General features: G+C 36.8%; 11 protein-coding genes. 3 read left to right on the forward strand and 8 right to left on the reverse strand.

Going from position 1 to position 15,374, the window contains the following annotated elements:
- The first annotated feature begins 156 nt into the window (after positions 1-156).
- Positions 157-1,602: an MATE family efflux transporter gene (locus IQ283_RS08680; protein ID WP_194219792.1), complete on the forward strand. Its 1,446-nt coding sequence runs from the start codon at positions 157-159 to the stop codon at positions 1,600-1,602.
- Positions 1,603-1,698: 96 nt separating this feature from the next.
- Here the strand turns inward: IQ283_RS08680 and IQ283_RS08685 are convergent, their stop codons facing one another.
- The 3 genes from IQ283_RS08685 to IQ283_RS08695 form a co-directional block, all read right to left on the reverse strand.
- Positions 1,699-2,820, reverse strand: coding sequence for a cell wall-binding repeat-containing protein (locus IQ283_RS08685; RefSeq protein ID WP_194219793.1), 1,122 nt, complete (start codon positions 2,818-2,820; stop codon positions 1,699-1,701).
- A 370-nt stretch (positions 2,821-3,190) separates the two neighbouring features.
- The gene (locus tag IQ283_RS08690; RefSeq protein ID WP_194219794.1) at positions 3,191-4,072 is read right to left on the reverse strand and encodes a multicopper oxidase family protein; all 882 of its coding nucleotides are present in this window, start codon (positions 4,070-4,072) and stop codon (positions 3,191-3,193) included.
- 121 nt (positions 4,073-4,193) lie between these two features.
- On the reverse strand, positions 4,194-5,492 hold the full coding sequence (locus tag IQ283_RS08695) for an APC family permease (protein ID WP_194219795.1): 1,299 nt from the start codon (positions 5,490-5,492) through the stop codon (positions 4,194-4,196).
- A gap of 199 nt (positions 5,493-5,691) precedes the next feature.
- Between IQ283_RS08695 and IQ283_RS08700 the strand changes: the two genes are divergently transcribed.
- A complete protein-coding gene (locus tag IQ283_RS08700) occupies positions 5,692-6,459 on the forward strand; it encodes a YwmB family TATA-box binding protein (RefSeq protein ID WP_194219796.1) in 768 nt (255 codons plus the stop codon).
- 300 nt (positions 6,460-6,759) lie between these two features.
- Here the strand turns inward: IQ283_RS08700 and asnB are convergent, their stop codons facing one another.
- The 5 genes from asnB to lgt form a co-directional block, all read right to left on the reverse strand.
- Positions 6,760-8,682 (reverse strand): asparagine synthase (glutamine-hydrolyzing), encoded by a 1,923-nt coding sequence (gene asnB / locus IQ283_RS08705; RefSeq protein WP_194219797.1) that lies wholly within the window; start codon positions 8,680-8,682, stop codon positions 6,760-6,762.
- Positions 8,683-8,833: 151 nt separating this feature from the next.
- Entirely contained in the window at positions 8,834-9,727 is an 894-nt protein-coding gene (locus tag IQ283_RS08710; RefSeq protein ID WP_194219798.1) for a plastocyanin/azurin family copper-binding protein, read from the reverse strand.
- A 170-nt stretch (positions 9,728-9,897) separates the two neighbouring features.
- On the reverse strand, positions 9,898-11,451 hold the full coding sequence (locus IQ283_RS08715) for a multicopper oxidase family protein (RefSeq protein ID WP_194219799.1): 1,554 nt from the start codon (positions 11,449-11,451) through the stop codon (positions 9,898-9,900).
- 273 nt (positions 11,452-11,724) lie between these two features.
- Positions 11,725-13,131 carry a murein hydrolase activator EnvC family protein gene (locus IQ283_RS08720; RefSeq protein ID WP_194219800.1) on the reverse strand — a complete coding sequence of 469 codons (1,407 nt, stop codon included), beginning with the start codon at positions 13,129-13,131 and terminating at the stop codon, positions 11,725-11,727.
- A gap of 297 nt (positions 13,132-13,428) precedes the next feature.
- Positions 13,429-14,247 (reverse strand): prolipoprotein diacylglyceryl transferase, encoded by an 819-nt coding sequence (gene lgt, locus IQ283_RS08725; RefSeq protein ID WP_194219801.1) that lies wholly within the window; start codon positions 14,245-14,247, stop codon positions 13,429-13,431.
- Positions 14,248-14,640: 393 nt separating this feature from the next.
- On the opposite strand from lgt, the gene IQ283_RS08730 reads away from it, so the two are divergent.
- Positions 14,641-15,351, forward strand: a complete 711-nt coding sequence (locus IQ283_RS08730) for a cytochrome c biogenesis CcdA family protein (protein ID WP_194219802.1) — start codon at positions 14,641-14,643, stop codon at positions 15,349-15,351.
- Positions 15,352-15,374: the final 23 nt, after the last annotated feature.

The raw sequence follows: 15,374 nt of genomic DNA on the forward strand, positions 1-15,374 counted from the left end.
ACTCTGATATTTTGCCAGAAACGATTAAAATAAAACATGAAATTGAAAAATAATGGATATAATTGAAATTTCATTCTTTATGCATAGTTTCTCGATATTTTTTGGTTATTTATAAACGTTACAATACTTAATGAAGGAGCTGTAGCAACGATGTCGATGATGAACAAAACGGAGGGAATCGAAAGTAGTCAGGGTACTACAAATGGACAGAAAGTGAAGGTCATCTTACTACTTGCTTTTCCAGCGATTATAGAAAATTTCTTTCAAACGATCCTGGGGTTTGTCGATACCTATTTTGTATCTAAGCTAGGCTTAATCGAAGTATCAGCTGTAGGGGTGACAAATGCCCTACTGGCAATTTATTTCGCTTTATTTATGGCTCTTGGTGTAGCCGCTAACGTCTATATCGCAAATTTTATTGGAGCAAATAAAGTAGAGAAAGCAAGACACATTGCTCAGCAATCGATTATCATTGCTGTTACGTTCGGCATTTTAACGGGCATCATTACTTTGTTGTTTGCTGAACCATTACTTAAATTGATGGGGATAGAAGATAATGTCCTCGATTCTGGAGCTACATACTTCCGTATCGTCGCTATTCCATCTGTGTTCATGTCATTAATGTTTGTGATCAGTGCGATTTTGAGAGGGGCCGGAGATACGAAATCTCCTATGAAGGTCAGCATCTTCATTAACGTCATTAATGTAGGTTTAGATTATATATTGATTTTTGGGCTTTGGTTTATTCCAGCGTACGGATTATCTGGTGCAGCAATCGCAACAGTCGTAGCCAGGTTGATTGGTGCAATAGGTTTACTATTGTATACACAGAAATCTGAACTCTTGAAATTCAAGCCAGAGTACTGGAAACCAGACCCCGTTCATTTAAAAGAATTGATGGAATTAGGTAGTCCTGCGGCAGGTGAGAGATTAATTATGCGGGCCGGCCAAATTATTTATTTCGGATTTGTTGTAACACTCGGAACAAACGTGTTTGCCGCACACCAAATTGCAGGAAACATCGAGGTGTTTTCCTATATGATGGGATATGGATTTGCCACAGCAGCAACAATCCTCGTAGGCCAACAAATCGGTGCAGGTCGTCTAAAGGATGCGAAGCAGTATGCAAAACTTAGTTTGTATCTAGCTGTCGGGGTCATGACGTTGTTTGGTGGTGTTCTATTTTTTGCAGGGGCATGGGCCGGAACGTTCTTTTCTGAAGATCCAAATGTTACAAGTAATATAGGGACTGCCCTAAAAGTTTCTGGCGTTTTCCAACCATTTCTTGCAGCTGTGTTAATTCTAACTGGTGCCTTTCAGGGAGCAAATAATACTAAATTCCCTATGTACTTAACTGGAATCGGAATGTGGGCGATCCGAACATTGTTTGTTTACTTACTAGGTGTCAAACTAGGCATGGGGTTAATGGGCGTATGGATTGCGATAGGACTCGATATTGGATTTAGAGCAATCGTCCTTGCTATTCAATTTAGTCGAGACAAATGGATTATTCAAAAAGTGGATCCAATAGAAGTTCCAGAAGCTCATTGTCATCCGAAAACCACAAAGGACGATTTACCCGCTTGTGTAAATAGTTATTAATCTTCTTAAAATCTTTTGGATGGGAAATCAACTATGCAACTAAAAAAACTGATCCAGAAGGAGTGCTGGATCAGTTTTCATTATTTTAAAGTTAAATTAATGGCCACTCCCGGATTCGGGGACAATTTCTAACTTATCATCGATAATACCTTGCGTTTGAAAGGAAACTTCTTGAACAGTACCTACAAGATAACCATGATTATAAGGGCCTGTTGTAGGATCTTCTGTAAAAGTCGGCTTTATTAAAGCTAAAAACTGATATAGCTCTTCGGTTATTTCACCATTTTCTAACCAGAGAAGTGGTGCATGCTTACCAAGGTGTGAGAACGGAGCAGCAGGGATAGCCTGGTCTGAATTTGCGGTTGAAATGAAAGAAATCCCTCTGCCTGGTTCATTGATGCCCCATCCGAACCCCGTTCTTTCATCCTTGAATTTTGCAAAGGCTACAGATGTTGTGATTGGATCATCTCCTGAAATCCGAGTTACTTTTCCATACTCTCTGAGTTTTTCCTCTAGTTCTATACTTAGAATCTTCTCAGGACCTAAAAGATATAAATTGGCGTTGTTATTTCGCTTCTCTAATGCTTTTATCGTTTCCTCCGGGATCTCGTTCTTTTTGACATACAAGATGGGCTCTTGCATATGAGCGATCCAATTAGACGCGATCAATGAATAATCCTTTGCCTCTTCTTCTTCAGATACGATAATGACACTGCTCGGGTATTCACTGTTCGTAATATTTGCGTATTGTTCATCAATTTCCGCTGCAAACTCTGCTGAACTCTCAAATGGAATTTTCTCGATCCTGAATTCTTCTAACTGATCATCCACCTTTTCAGGAGCAGCTCCGACGACCATAATCTCTATGTTTTCGACGTTGCCTTTTGGATTTAATCGATGTATTTCATTTAATACATCAATCGGCACTTCCTTATGATCATAATACATAACCGGTCCATTATTAGGATGATGCACCAAATCAACCGATGCAAGGCCGATTTGCCATTTATCAAGCGGTAATAGAATAACGGTGCCCGGTCTATTATTGGCATGCGTTGATGGCCATATCGTTTGTGAAACTAGAATAGAAGTTGTTATAGGGTCATTGCTTGTTATCCTTGTTACATTCTTAGTATTTAACGTTTGGAGATTCTTAGAAGCTCCTTCATTTAATTCTTCTGGAACTTGTGCAAATTGCTGTTTTTCTTCTACTTTCATGACGATCCCTCCTATTTGTGATTCATAAGATGGTGTACCCAGTACTTTTGCAGAAACGATGCATTTTGCTATACAATTCTAGGAATTACGATGGAAGAGTCCTTCCACTTATTGACTTCTTTGTTTTCACCAAACAACTCATACATATCATGAACACGATGGTAGTCCAGATCATACTCGAGGTCCCAGGGGTCAGGCACGCGCCTGAGCCCTTCTTTATAAATTTATGGGATAACTAAAGAGAGACAGAGGAACGGAAGAACCTTTCCTCTGTCTCTCTTATACTACTAATCACTAAATAACCTGTTATCTTCCTATACAACATCAACTATCGTAAATATAAATTTCTTTGTAGAATATCAAATTAGCATTATTTATATTCTAGAGCTGTCATCATGCCTCCATGACCTTCAGTACCATTATTAGACATATGATGAGGTGTATGACAATGGAAAGGCCAAATACCAGGATTATTCGCATTTACAATTAAATCAAATATTTCACCTGATGCCAGAGTTACACTGTTTCTTTTCATTTTCATCGCTTCTGGAAGGGGATTACCATCCTGAGTTTCAATGTAAAATTGATGGCCATGAATGTGCATAGGGTGCGAACCATGTCCTAAACTTCCAAGTCTAATTCTCACCTTTTCTCCATGTCCTGTTTCAAGATGACTTAAGTGAGGAAAGCAACGACCATTGAGTGTGTAGAAATTGAATGAATGGGAATGTGGATTTATTGGATAGGTACCCTTTTCCAACTTTCCATGTTCCAAATCTTTTACTGCGAATTCCTGTAATAATAAGAAGTAGTCATTATTAATTTCGTCATTTTTTTCCTTGATGATGAACCCTCCACCAAGACCCATCATCAATTGCTTCATTGAATTAACATGAGTATGGTACATGTGGGTGCCTGGTGGATTGGTAATCTTGAACCGATAATCAAAATATTCACCTGGTTTTATGCTAGGAGAAGACTGAACCTCCACTCCCCCGTCTACATTTTCGTGTAAATCCATTCCATGCCAGTGTACACTTGTTGATTCCGGTAATTCATTGTGCACTCTTATGGATACTTCATCACTCGGATTTACAACTAGTGTTGGTCCAGGAATTGAACCATTATAACCCCATCCTTCAATAAAAATTCCATCCAATATTTCTTGTCTTACAGGCTCGGCTGTAAGTTCAAAATGTTTTACTCCATTCACCATTTCTCCAAAAAGTTGATTATTATTAGGTGTCAACATGAAAGTCCTCCTTCTTTTATCTTTTTACTAATTCTACTATTGACTAACCCTAAACAATTAAGCTTAAACAAATAATTACATAACGTTCACTAAACACCCGTTTGGGCTTCATAGCCATTCTTCACTCTTCCCTTCTATCTCGTAAGAAAACCCGTTCTACAACAAAAATAAAGATGATAAACATGACAGAGACAACGACGATTAACCAGTCGGTTGTGGCTTTCACCCATAAAAAGGCTAATAATACGACCATATCAAGAATTAAAGCCGTCCATACAATTCCGATTTTTGCATTTATCTTATCACGTAAATGCTTAAGAACTCCCCAATGTACGATCATATCCATTACAAGGTAAAGGATTGCTCCAACTGAAGCAATTCTACTAAGATCAAATACAACTGTTAAAATCATTGCGAGTACAATTGTATATACAAGTGTGTGCTTCTGTATTTGTCCTGGCATGCCAAAATGTTTATGGGGAATGAGCTTCATGTCTGTTAGCATGGCAAGCATTCGAGAGACGGCGAAAACACTGGCAATTATTCCAGAAATTGTGGCAATAATAGCTATTCCCACAGTGAACCATACACCATACTCTCCAAAAGCCGGTCTCGCCGCTTCAGCTAATGAGTAGTCTTTTGCAGCAATAATTTGACTTAATGGAAGGTTGCTTGAAACAGCCCAAGCTAATAATAAATAGATGACCAAACTAATTAAAATCGAGGCAATAATAGCGCGTCCAACATTCTTTTTTGGCTTTACAATCTCTGAACCACTATTTGTTATTGTGGTGAACCCTTTAAAAGATAATATGGTTAAAGCTACTGAAGCAATGATGCCAACCGCAGTAGAATTCTGAGCTCCACTACCACCCTCGGCCGGCGAAATAGAAAAACCTGCTACCCATAATCCACCTATTGCAAAAATGACTAACCCCATGATCTTCAAAAGTGAAACAATTGAAGTAAAAGTTTGAATAAAACGATTGCCTGAAATATTAACGATAAAAGCAAAGACCAAAAGCCCAACTCCCAATAATGGGACTAGAACGCTCGATTGATCAATTTGAAAAATCTGCAATGTATATGTTCCAAATGTTCTCGCAACTAAACTTTGATTTATGACCATTGATATGGCCATCAACAGAGAAGCTGAAGCTGTTAATGTCCCTTTTCCATAAGCTTTAACTAAGAACATTCCAATTCCACCAGCTGATGGAAATTCATTGCTCATCTTCACATATGAATAAGCACTAAACCCTGTGACAATGCCTCCGACAATAAATATAAATGGAAACCACATTCCCGCAAGCTCTGCTACTTGACCCAATAATGCAAAAATACCTGCACTAATCATTACTCCAGTTCCTAAACCAATGGCACCTAGTAATGTGAGACTGTTCTCCTTATAATTAGACAATTTCCTCACCTCTTCAACATCGTTTACAAGCCCTTCCCTTATAGTATGCAGATATTGTGCATTTTAATAAATGACTACTATGTTAGCTTGTTTTGTTGATTGTTCGATTTTTTTGGCTCATAAAATGAAAAAACCAGAGTAACTGAATGAATCACCGTTAATTGGTTAATAATAGATTAGTAGTTGGGAGGGGAGATTAGTGAGATACATAAGAACAAAAAATACTCTACTTATTATTAGCATTTTGAGCTTATTCCTATTTTTATTCAACTTTGAAAATTTATTTAATCAGCCTTCCAATGAATACCCTTTATCTTTCATCAATGATATAGAGAGTTTTAGTGGTACTGTTACCGAATTTAAATTAGCTCATTCTAGTGAAATTTCCGAATACTTGAGTGAAAAAAAGTTTCGATCCATGAGAAAAACCTTTCAAGAATCTTATGACGTGAAACTTCTTCCTGTCTTTCATCCAAGAAAACATAATGTTATTGAATATTTTGGAGAAAAAAGATTCTCAGATTCCACAAAAGTTCAGGTGAAGTGGGTAGCAAAAGAAATGAATGCTCTTAAATTCCCTGGAAAGTATACCGGGTATCTTTTGATAAATATATCAGGAAGTAAACGAGATGATTTTCAAAACGAATGGGTTTTTCTAACGCGTACATTGCAAACCATGAATATCAATCCAAGCCTTAATTTTTCTATAGCTATAGAACTAAATCAATTGATGTCTCAAACTAAGCAAACCAAATACTTAGAAGATACATTCCAATCATTAGAAGGGAACATCTTGAATAGATATAAAGACAATAGTCAAATGATATATGATGGCTATACAAATGAAATTAGTAGTTATGTTATGGCTAACGATAAAAAAACCAACTTACAGTTGTCTACACAAACGGACATAGCCAATGAAAAAACGGTCGTTAACATAGGATCCCCTTTGCTAATCCTTGAATAGAGAGAATGGTCGCTTTACTGAGAATCAGAAAATCCTCCTATAAATTTGTGAGCGTCAACTAAATAAGCATAAACATAAAAGCTCCAAATCCCTATTTATGATAATGGGTTTTGGAGCTTTTGCTGTATTAAGACCTCGGAGATATCATCAAGTTCCTTCTTACGGTTACTTTAGTATTTTTCCTGAAATGAATAATCTTAACCGGCATTTCGAAAAAAATGATGATGATAAGAACTTCCTAGGTCACGAAAATACAACTAACAAATGAATATTCTTGCACTGCTTAAAATACTACAAAACCTATGCATTTTGTAATTCAGCCGGATCGTCGGCGCCCTGTTTATAACGATGAAAATTTTTCATTGATTTTACTTCTTTATTTTCAATAAACAACTGATGCCATAATATGAACACGAGAGTAGTCCAGATTTTACGGCTGTAATCCTTCTGTCCAGTTCGATGTTCTTCAAGTAGCTTAAAGATCTCATCTTTGTTTAATAAATAATCCATTTGGCTTTCTGAGATCAATTGATATGCCCAAGGATAGAGCTCGTCTTTAAGCCAGTGTCTAATCGGAACGGGAAACCCTAATTTCTTCCTATTCAGAACGTGTGAAGGGATTACTTCTTTCATAGCCTGGCGTAATAAATATTTTGTCGTATTATTCGAGATATTATGAGTCGTCGATAATTGAGAGGCGATCGTAAACACTTCTTTATCAAGAAATGGAACCCTTAATTCCAGCGAATGAGCCATGGTCATTTTATCAGCTTTAACGAGAATATCGCCTCTCATCCAGGTACAGATGTCGATATACTGCATTTTCTTCACATCATCATATTTCTTTGCCTTTTGGTAAAATGGCTCAGTGACTTTTCTGAAATCAAACTTAGATTCATATTGCTTTAGTATTTTTCTTTTCTCTTGTTCGTTATAAATTTTTGCGTTACCAAGGTACCGATCTTCAATTGCTGTACAACCCCTTTCAATAAAGCTTTTCCCTTTTGTGCCTTCAGGGAGCATATTTGCGAATGAGGTCAACATCGTTTTCGCTTGAGCTGGAAGATAATTAAAGGAATTTAACGATTGAGGCTCTCGATAGATGTTATAACCTCCAAACAATTCATCTGCGCCCTCACCCGAAAGAACAACTTTCACATGTTTACTTGCTTCCCTTGCTACAAAGTAAAGAGGTATAGCTGCTGGATCTGCAACGGGATCATCCATATGCCAAATAATTCTGGATAGTTCGTTAATGAAATCTTCTGGGGTAATTTTGTAGTGAATATTTTCAACACCTAACGCCTCAGCCGTTTCTTTCGCCACATCGATCTCACTGTAGCCTTCTCTTTCAAAACCAACGGTAAACGTTTTGATAGCAGGATTAAACTTTTTTGCGATTGCAACAATACTTGTTGAATCGATTCCACCAGAAAGGAACGCACCTACTGGAACGTCACTTCTCATATGAGCCTTAACTGATTGATGCAAGCTTTTCTTTATTTGTTTCATTTGTGTTTGTGCGTCTGTAGTGGAAACGTGAAATTCAGGTTCCCAGTAAGATGTTACCTCTAACGGTTGACCTACTTTCTTTCTAATATAGTGGCCAGGCTGAACTTTATGAACGTCTAGTAACATGGTTTCAGGCTCTGGAACGTATTGAAACGATAAGTAATGATGTAGCGATTCTCGGTTCACTTGATTGTCACTATATTCCATGAATAAACTTTTTTGTTCTGATGCGAAATAAACTTTTTCATTTTTTTGCATCATGTATAACGGTTTGATTCCGAATCGATCTCTTGCACTAAATAGCTCTTTATCCTGCTTGTCCCAAATAACGAACGAAAACATTCCTCTTAAATCTTCTAAACACTTTTCTTTTTTATAAGCATAAAGAGCAAGTAAGACTTCTGTATCTGAGTTGGTTTTGAATGTTAGACCAACTTGAGTTAATTGGTTTCGAATTTCAACATGGTTGTATATTTCACCATTAAATATGATCCAGTAACGATGATCTTCAAAAGATAGTGGTTGATGACCGCTTTGTAAGTCTACAATGCTCAAACGCCTAAACCCGAATCGAACGTGGTTATCAGTGTAATAACCTTCATCGTCAGGTCCTCTATGAGTAATGATTCGATTCATATTCATTAAGTTGTTGTACTCTATTTCACTAATTTCTTCGTTTTTGTCTTGTATATATCCAATAAAACCGCACATCTCATTTGCACTCCTTTTAATATCAAACTAACTCACTTTAAAGGATACGTTGCAAATGAGAAGATTCCGTGCAGAAATGGATAAAATATGATTACATTTATGGCAAAAATAAACCCCTTAAACGAGCAGAGGTTTAGATGTTGCTGTATATTTATTTAGAAACAACCATACTCCCAAGCATGCCTGCTTCCTTATGTCCTGGTAACGTACATTCAAATTGATATGTTCCAACCGGTAAGTTAAGGTGTTTTTGCTTTTCTTCTCCTGGAAGGGCGTGAAGATGAATAACCGATCCATCTGCAGCGGTTAGTTCTAAATCATGTTCAATGTCGCCAATATTTTTCATAATGAGAGTAAAAGGTTTTCCGCCTTCAATTTGTATGGTTTTGGGTGAATATGAAAATTCCCTAGCAACTACCCTTGTTATGTTGTCTAAAGAAGCAACACCTCCCTTTGCATTTGATACTTCTTTCCCTTCCTCATGTATCGTATGTGAGTTAGTCCTCTCCTCTTCATTGCCCACTTCTTTAGGAACGTCAAGTTGTCCAATAGCTAAAAAAAATAATACGAGGGTGATCGTAAGAAGTATTGGACTTCTTATTAGTAATGGTAATTTGAGTGTGATAACATCATATAAAAGATAAATCAGGATAAGTGTAAAACATATAAACAGCCAAAACATATATTCAAGAAGAATAGACTGCAGATTGGATGCGACCATATCTCCAAGCATCACTCCCATCATGCCTCCCATCAGCCCTGATAAACCTCCATCTAGCACAGCCATCGTTGTAAATGGTAAACCTGTAATAAACCCACCAACCAAACCGATTAATACCCCAATTATAGTAGAATGCAAGAGTCCCCCAGGATTTAATACCCCAACAGTCACTCCACCTAATAAGCCAATCAACATTCCCATCGTCATGGCAGTCATCATACCTGCACTGGGTGATATTTTATTTCTATATGTGAAGACCGTTTTCATTATCCACATCACAATAATGGCTGCTATAACAATTTCTACGGATATCATCATGTCCATTCCATTCATCCTCCTTCACGGTTGTCCTCTCTTATTTATATAAGGTTTGATGATTGTACATGACAGATCTTATGGCAATAAAAAGAAGCAACGATCTAATAGCATAAATGCTACTATTAGATCGTTGCTCTTTTAAAGATTTAATCAATGTTTCAATAATACATAACCTTTTATTCTGGCATATTCTCAACATCACCACTACTTTTATAAAACTCTTTAAAATCGTTATATTTTACCATCGTTACCATTCCGTTAGATGCATGGTGTAAATCGTGGCAATGAAATAACCAATTACCTGGATTATCAGCTAAAAAGGCAACTTCGTATGTCTCACCCGGCTTGACGTTAAGCGTATCTTTAATGATCGGAGCACCTTTTAATTCTTTCCCGTTTTTACTTAAAACTTGAAAAAAGTGACCGTGGAGGTGCATAGGATGAACTGATTTATCTTTACTGTTGTTTGTTAAGGTTACTTTCACTTTATCATCTTTATTCACTTTTAATGGACTGGTATCGGGGAAAGTTTCATTGTTGATAGTCCATTCCATATCCATTGACTCATGGTTCATTTTCACACCCAGGTCCATCTTATATTCGACATCGAACTGATCATCTAAAGAAAATGGTCCTTCTTTATTTTCTCCGAGTTTGTTAAAGTCAATTATTGAATCTTCATCATCCTGATGGCTGACCATGTTAAGAGATTCTCCTTCAAAGACGACATTAATTTTCATGTTTTCTGCGCCTTTCATTTCACCGTGACAATCAATCGTAAAGTTTCCATTTTGATCTGCTGTAAACTCAATATCATATCGCTCTCCTGGAGCAATTTCTAGTATAGACGGTGACTGAGACTTTGGTTTATTTATTTTTTGACCGTCAACATGCGTAACTCGGTAGTTTACTGGAATGTGCATTTTGTGAGCCATATAGCCTGCATTAATAAATCTCAATTTAACTTTTTCGCCTCTTTTAACTTTTAATGGTTCAACACTTTCAGATGTTTTTCCATTTATCGTAAATAAGTCGTAAGAACTCATATCATGTGCCATCATCTCATCCATCATTCCACCAGAACCTTCATCTTCGCTATCCGTACTTTTGGGATCACTCGACTCGCTCATCATATTATGGTCTTCAGAACTTTCTTCACTTCCTGACTCCCATTCATCAAGAACTAACGTATAATCCTTGTTCACACTTTCTCCTTCTTTCGGCTCAACTATGAGAGTCCCATATAATCCTTTATCAATTTGGTTTACACCATCTTGATGAGAATGGTACCAATATGTTCCGGGATCATTTGCTACAAACTCGTATGTGTAGTCCTCCCCGGGTAATACAGCATCTTGAGTAACCCCCGGAATACCATCCTGTTTATTTGAAAGGGGAACACCATGCCAGTGAATGGAGGTTGGCTCTTCTAATTTATTGATTAATGTCGCACGAATAGCTTCTCCTTCTTTTACCCTAATTTCTTTACCAGGAACTGTTCCACCAAATGTCCAAACAGAAAGAGATTGTGTGGAGTTGAATTCCCACTCCCCTTCTTGGGCAATTAGTTCAAATTCTTTAATTTCCTTGCCATCCAAATTTTCATTTTTTGCTTCCACTTTCACCTGATTATCATTGTCCGTTGAGACTGTCTGAGTAGACTTATCATCTGCGCAAGCTGCTAAAACAAATAGTAATGATAAAAACAGAGGAATTGCTGTTTTGTTCACAATGAGTCACCTCCAAAAATGTTTCTTCTCCATTGCATTATATGGAATCATTATGCAGAGATCGTGCAAGAGAAATGTATTTTTGGACAAATTTATGTTGTAATATACCGCAATCATTGCGATAGTCTCTTAATTAGTAGACTAGCAACTGTTAAAGAAATCAAAAAAGTAGATTCACACAACTTATCTTTTCATTCTTTATTGAATGGAGGCAAAACACTAATCTACCAAATAAAAAAGGTTGCGAAGAATTATACCGCAACCTCTCATACTTTAATTGATATAGCTAAGTGGATTCACTGCATTTGACTTAGAAGAGTTCCAGGCACCCTTATGAAGTTCAAAATGTAGATGTTGTCCAAAGGAGTTTCCTGTGTTTCCTTGATTCCCAACCTGTTGGCCCTGAGAAACGCTTTGCCCTGTACTTACCGTACGGTCTCTCATATGTGCATAGACTGTCGTGTATTGCTGCCCATTAATATAATGAGTGATAAACACGACATTTCCATAGCTTGTTGAATAATAAGATCGACTGACAGTACCCGCAGCTGATGCTACAACTGGAACAATTCCAGATTTCGCTATATCAATACCTGCATGAAATTTATTCCATCGTTCCCCGATAGTTGAAGTTAATCTTCCGGCTGTAGGCATCATAAATCCAGATTCACTCTTCTTTACTAAAGCTTCGGCGGTCTTTTCATCGTTGGTAGAACCCTCTTTTTGAGGTGAGTGATTCTCATTTGATGAGTTGTCATTGTTTTCTCCTGAATTGGATGTAGCGTTTGATACTGGTTTTTGCATTGTTTTTGGTTGTTCCTCTTCAACTTCTTTTTCTACATCTTCCTTAGCTGCTTCTTTTTCTGCCCTTTCCCTGGTGGCTTCTTCCTCTGCTTTTTTCCTTGCAGCTGCTTCACGTTCTTGCTGCTTTTTCAATTCTAGTCGAAGTGCATCCTCTTGAGCATTTAAATTCGATTCGATTTCTCTAAGGTCAGTAATCTCGTTCGAAATTTGCTCCTCTTGTTCTTGAAGGCTATTCATTAGTCGGTTCTTCTCTTCAATCTTGCTATTTAAAGCATCTTTTGCTTCTTCAAGTGCAACCAACTGATTCTCTAACAATTTACTCATACGTTGCATTTCCTTTTTTTGTTGTTCCAACAACTTTAAATCAGCTTCATGTTCTTCTATAATGGTCTTATCATGCTCCGCAATTGTGCTTAGAGTAACAAAGCGCTGAACTAAATTCCCGAAATTTTCAGCACCTAATAATACATCTATGTATTGAATTGAGCCACCTTTTTGATATATCGATCGAACTCTTCCTTTTAATAACGTATTTCGTTCCTCAATTCGTTCTTCAACCTTATTAACTTCCAACTTCAAGGTTGCTATTGCATCTTTATTATCTTTAATCTCATCTTGTTTGTTTTCTATTTCTTCACTTGCTTGAGTAATGTCTTCATCTAGTCTTTTTATCTGTGTTTCAATAGTCATTTGCTCACTTTGATTTTTTTGAAGTTCGTCTTGTTTTTCTTCTGTAGTGGTTTTTGTTTTATCTTTATCCTTTTGTATTTGATTAATCTTTTTCTCAATTTTATTCTCACTAGCATATGTAAAACCGGGTGGTGAGGCTCCTACTATTAAAATAGTAATTCCTAACAAAGTAAATATTCTTCTCAATTTGTTCATCCTCCTATTAGTTACATCTTTAGATATTTTATCTACTGAATATGCAGAAACCGCCAATTTTCGATGTCAGTAACATTTCAATCTTGTTACATACCAAACGAATTAAAACGGAAATTGTCTATTCATACAATCATTTTGGGTAGATTTACACTACTAAACAATAAAAAAACCAGACCATTCTCTGGCCTAGTTTTCAAAAAAATATTGCCCCGATTCGTAAAAGTAAGTTCACCTTTCTGTCCTTTCATGAGAGTTATCTACATTATGAAAAAGAAATCTTTTCAAAGCTTAAGACTTATCAGCATAGTTAGGTAGTGAATTTATTTGTTTTCTACGATAGTAGATTAAGATCATACTCAATATAATTAACGTGACTGATATAGCCTGTGCCATTCTAATAGAAGAAGTTAACATCAAACTGTCTGTACGCATCCCCTCGATAAAAAACCTTCCAATTGAATACCAGATCACATAGCTAAGGAACAACTCTCCTCGTTTTAAGCTCACTTTTCTTCGAATAATAAGTATCAGGATCAAACCAAGCACATTCCAAAGTGATTCATATAGAAAAGTAGGGTGGTAATACGTCCCCTCTATAAACATTTGATTCACTAACCAATCAGGTAGAGCAAGACCTTCAAGAAAGCTCCGTGTGACTGGACCTCCATGAGCTTCCTGATTCATGAAGTTTCCCCAGCGACCTATTGCCTGTCCAATTAATAAGCCTGGAGCAGCAATATCAACTAGTTTCCAAAATGAAACTTTTTTTATTCTCGAAAAAACCACTGTTGTTAAGACAGCACCAATTAAAGCTCCATGGATCGCGATACCGCCTTCCCATATTGCAATAATATCTCCTGGATTATCTTTATAGTAATCCCAGCTAAATAGTACATAATAGATTCTCGCAAATATTATTGATATAGGAACAGCATATAAGATTAAATCTATAAATATTTCTTTATTAAAACTTAATCGTTCAGCTTCCTTCAGAACAAAAGATAATCCAAGAAATGCACCAAATGCAATAATTACTCCGTACCAGTAAACGGTGACTGGACCTACTTCAATTGCAATACGACTTAGTGGTTGAATGGTAGACTCCATCTAAAGCACTTCCTTTTCCTACTATATTCTCGTTTTATATCATTTGAATAAACGAACGTTCTGTCAATCATCACTCCCTTGATCTTCTTTTATCATTAATGGATTTGGAGATAGATTACTAAATAATTATGTAGAAATGATGCAGTTTTGCCATTTTAAGTTTTTAAAGAATAAACAGCCACTCCCTGCCAGTATGCATATCATTCAGTCTCATCGTAAGAAAGACATGTTCTGATCGTCCATTGTTTTAAATTTCCCTTGTTGAATTATACCCCTATATGGGTATAATTGGTTTGATATTGAAGAAAGACAGATTGAACAAAAGTCAAGTCCAATATATGATTTTAAAGTTATTAGTAGAAAGTCTATTTATTAAAGTTTGGAGGTGAAGTCGTGGTTGATGTGAGTATCTTTCTGGCGTTCGGAGCGGGCTTGCTTTCGTTTATTTCTCCCTGTTGTCTACCTTTATACCCTGCTTTTCTTTCATATATTACTGGGATTTCTGTAGATGAAATCAAAGAAGGAAATGGGATGTTACAGCGCAGGGCAATTCTTCACACCCTCTCTTTCTTACTGGGATTTTCCATCATTTTCGTCGTACTAGGTCTATCAACATCCTTAATAGGGACTCTTTTTATTAAATATAACAATCTAATTAGACAGATTGGCGCTGTTATCATCTTCTTTTTTGGGTTGGTAGTCGTAGGGATTTATAAGCCTACATTTTTAATGGGTGAAAAGAAAATCACTCTTAAAAATCGGCCTTCTGGTTACGTTGGTTCTAGTTTGATTGGAATGGGTTTCGCTGCCGGATGGACCCCATGCACAGGTCCTATACTAGCTGCGGTAATTGCGTTAGGAATTTCGAACCCAGGTCAAGGATTAATCTATATGATTGCTTATACGGCTGGATTTTCAGTCCCCTTTCTATTAATGTCTTTTTTTATTGGCAGAATGAAATGGATAAAGAAATACAACCGCAAAATAATCAAAATAGGTGGTTTCACAATGATGTTGATGGGCGTTCTTTTATACTTTGATTTCATGACGAAATTAACTTCATTTTTAGCTGGGCGTTTTTTTGATGGATTTACTGGATTTTAGATGTAGGAGTAAAGGCTGAACGT

The sequence above is a fragment of the Pseudalkalibacillus hwajinpoensis genome (genome assembly GCF_015234585.1).
GTDB lineage: Bacteria > Bacillota > Bacilli > Bacillales > Guptibacillaceae > Guptibacillus > Guptibacillus hwajinpoensis_B.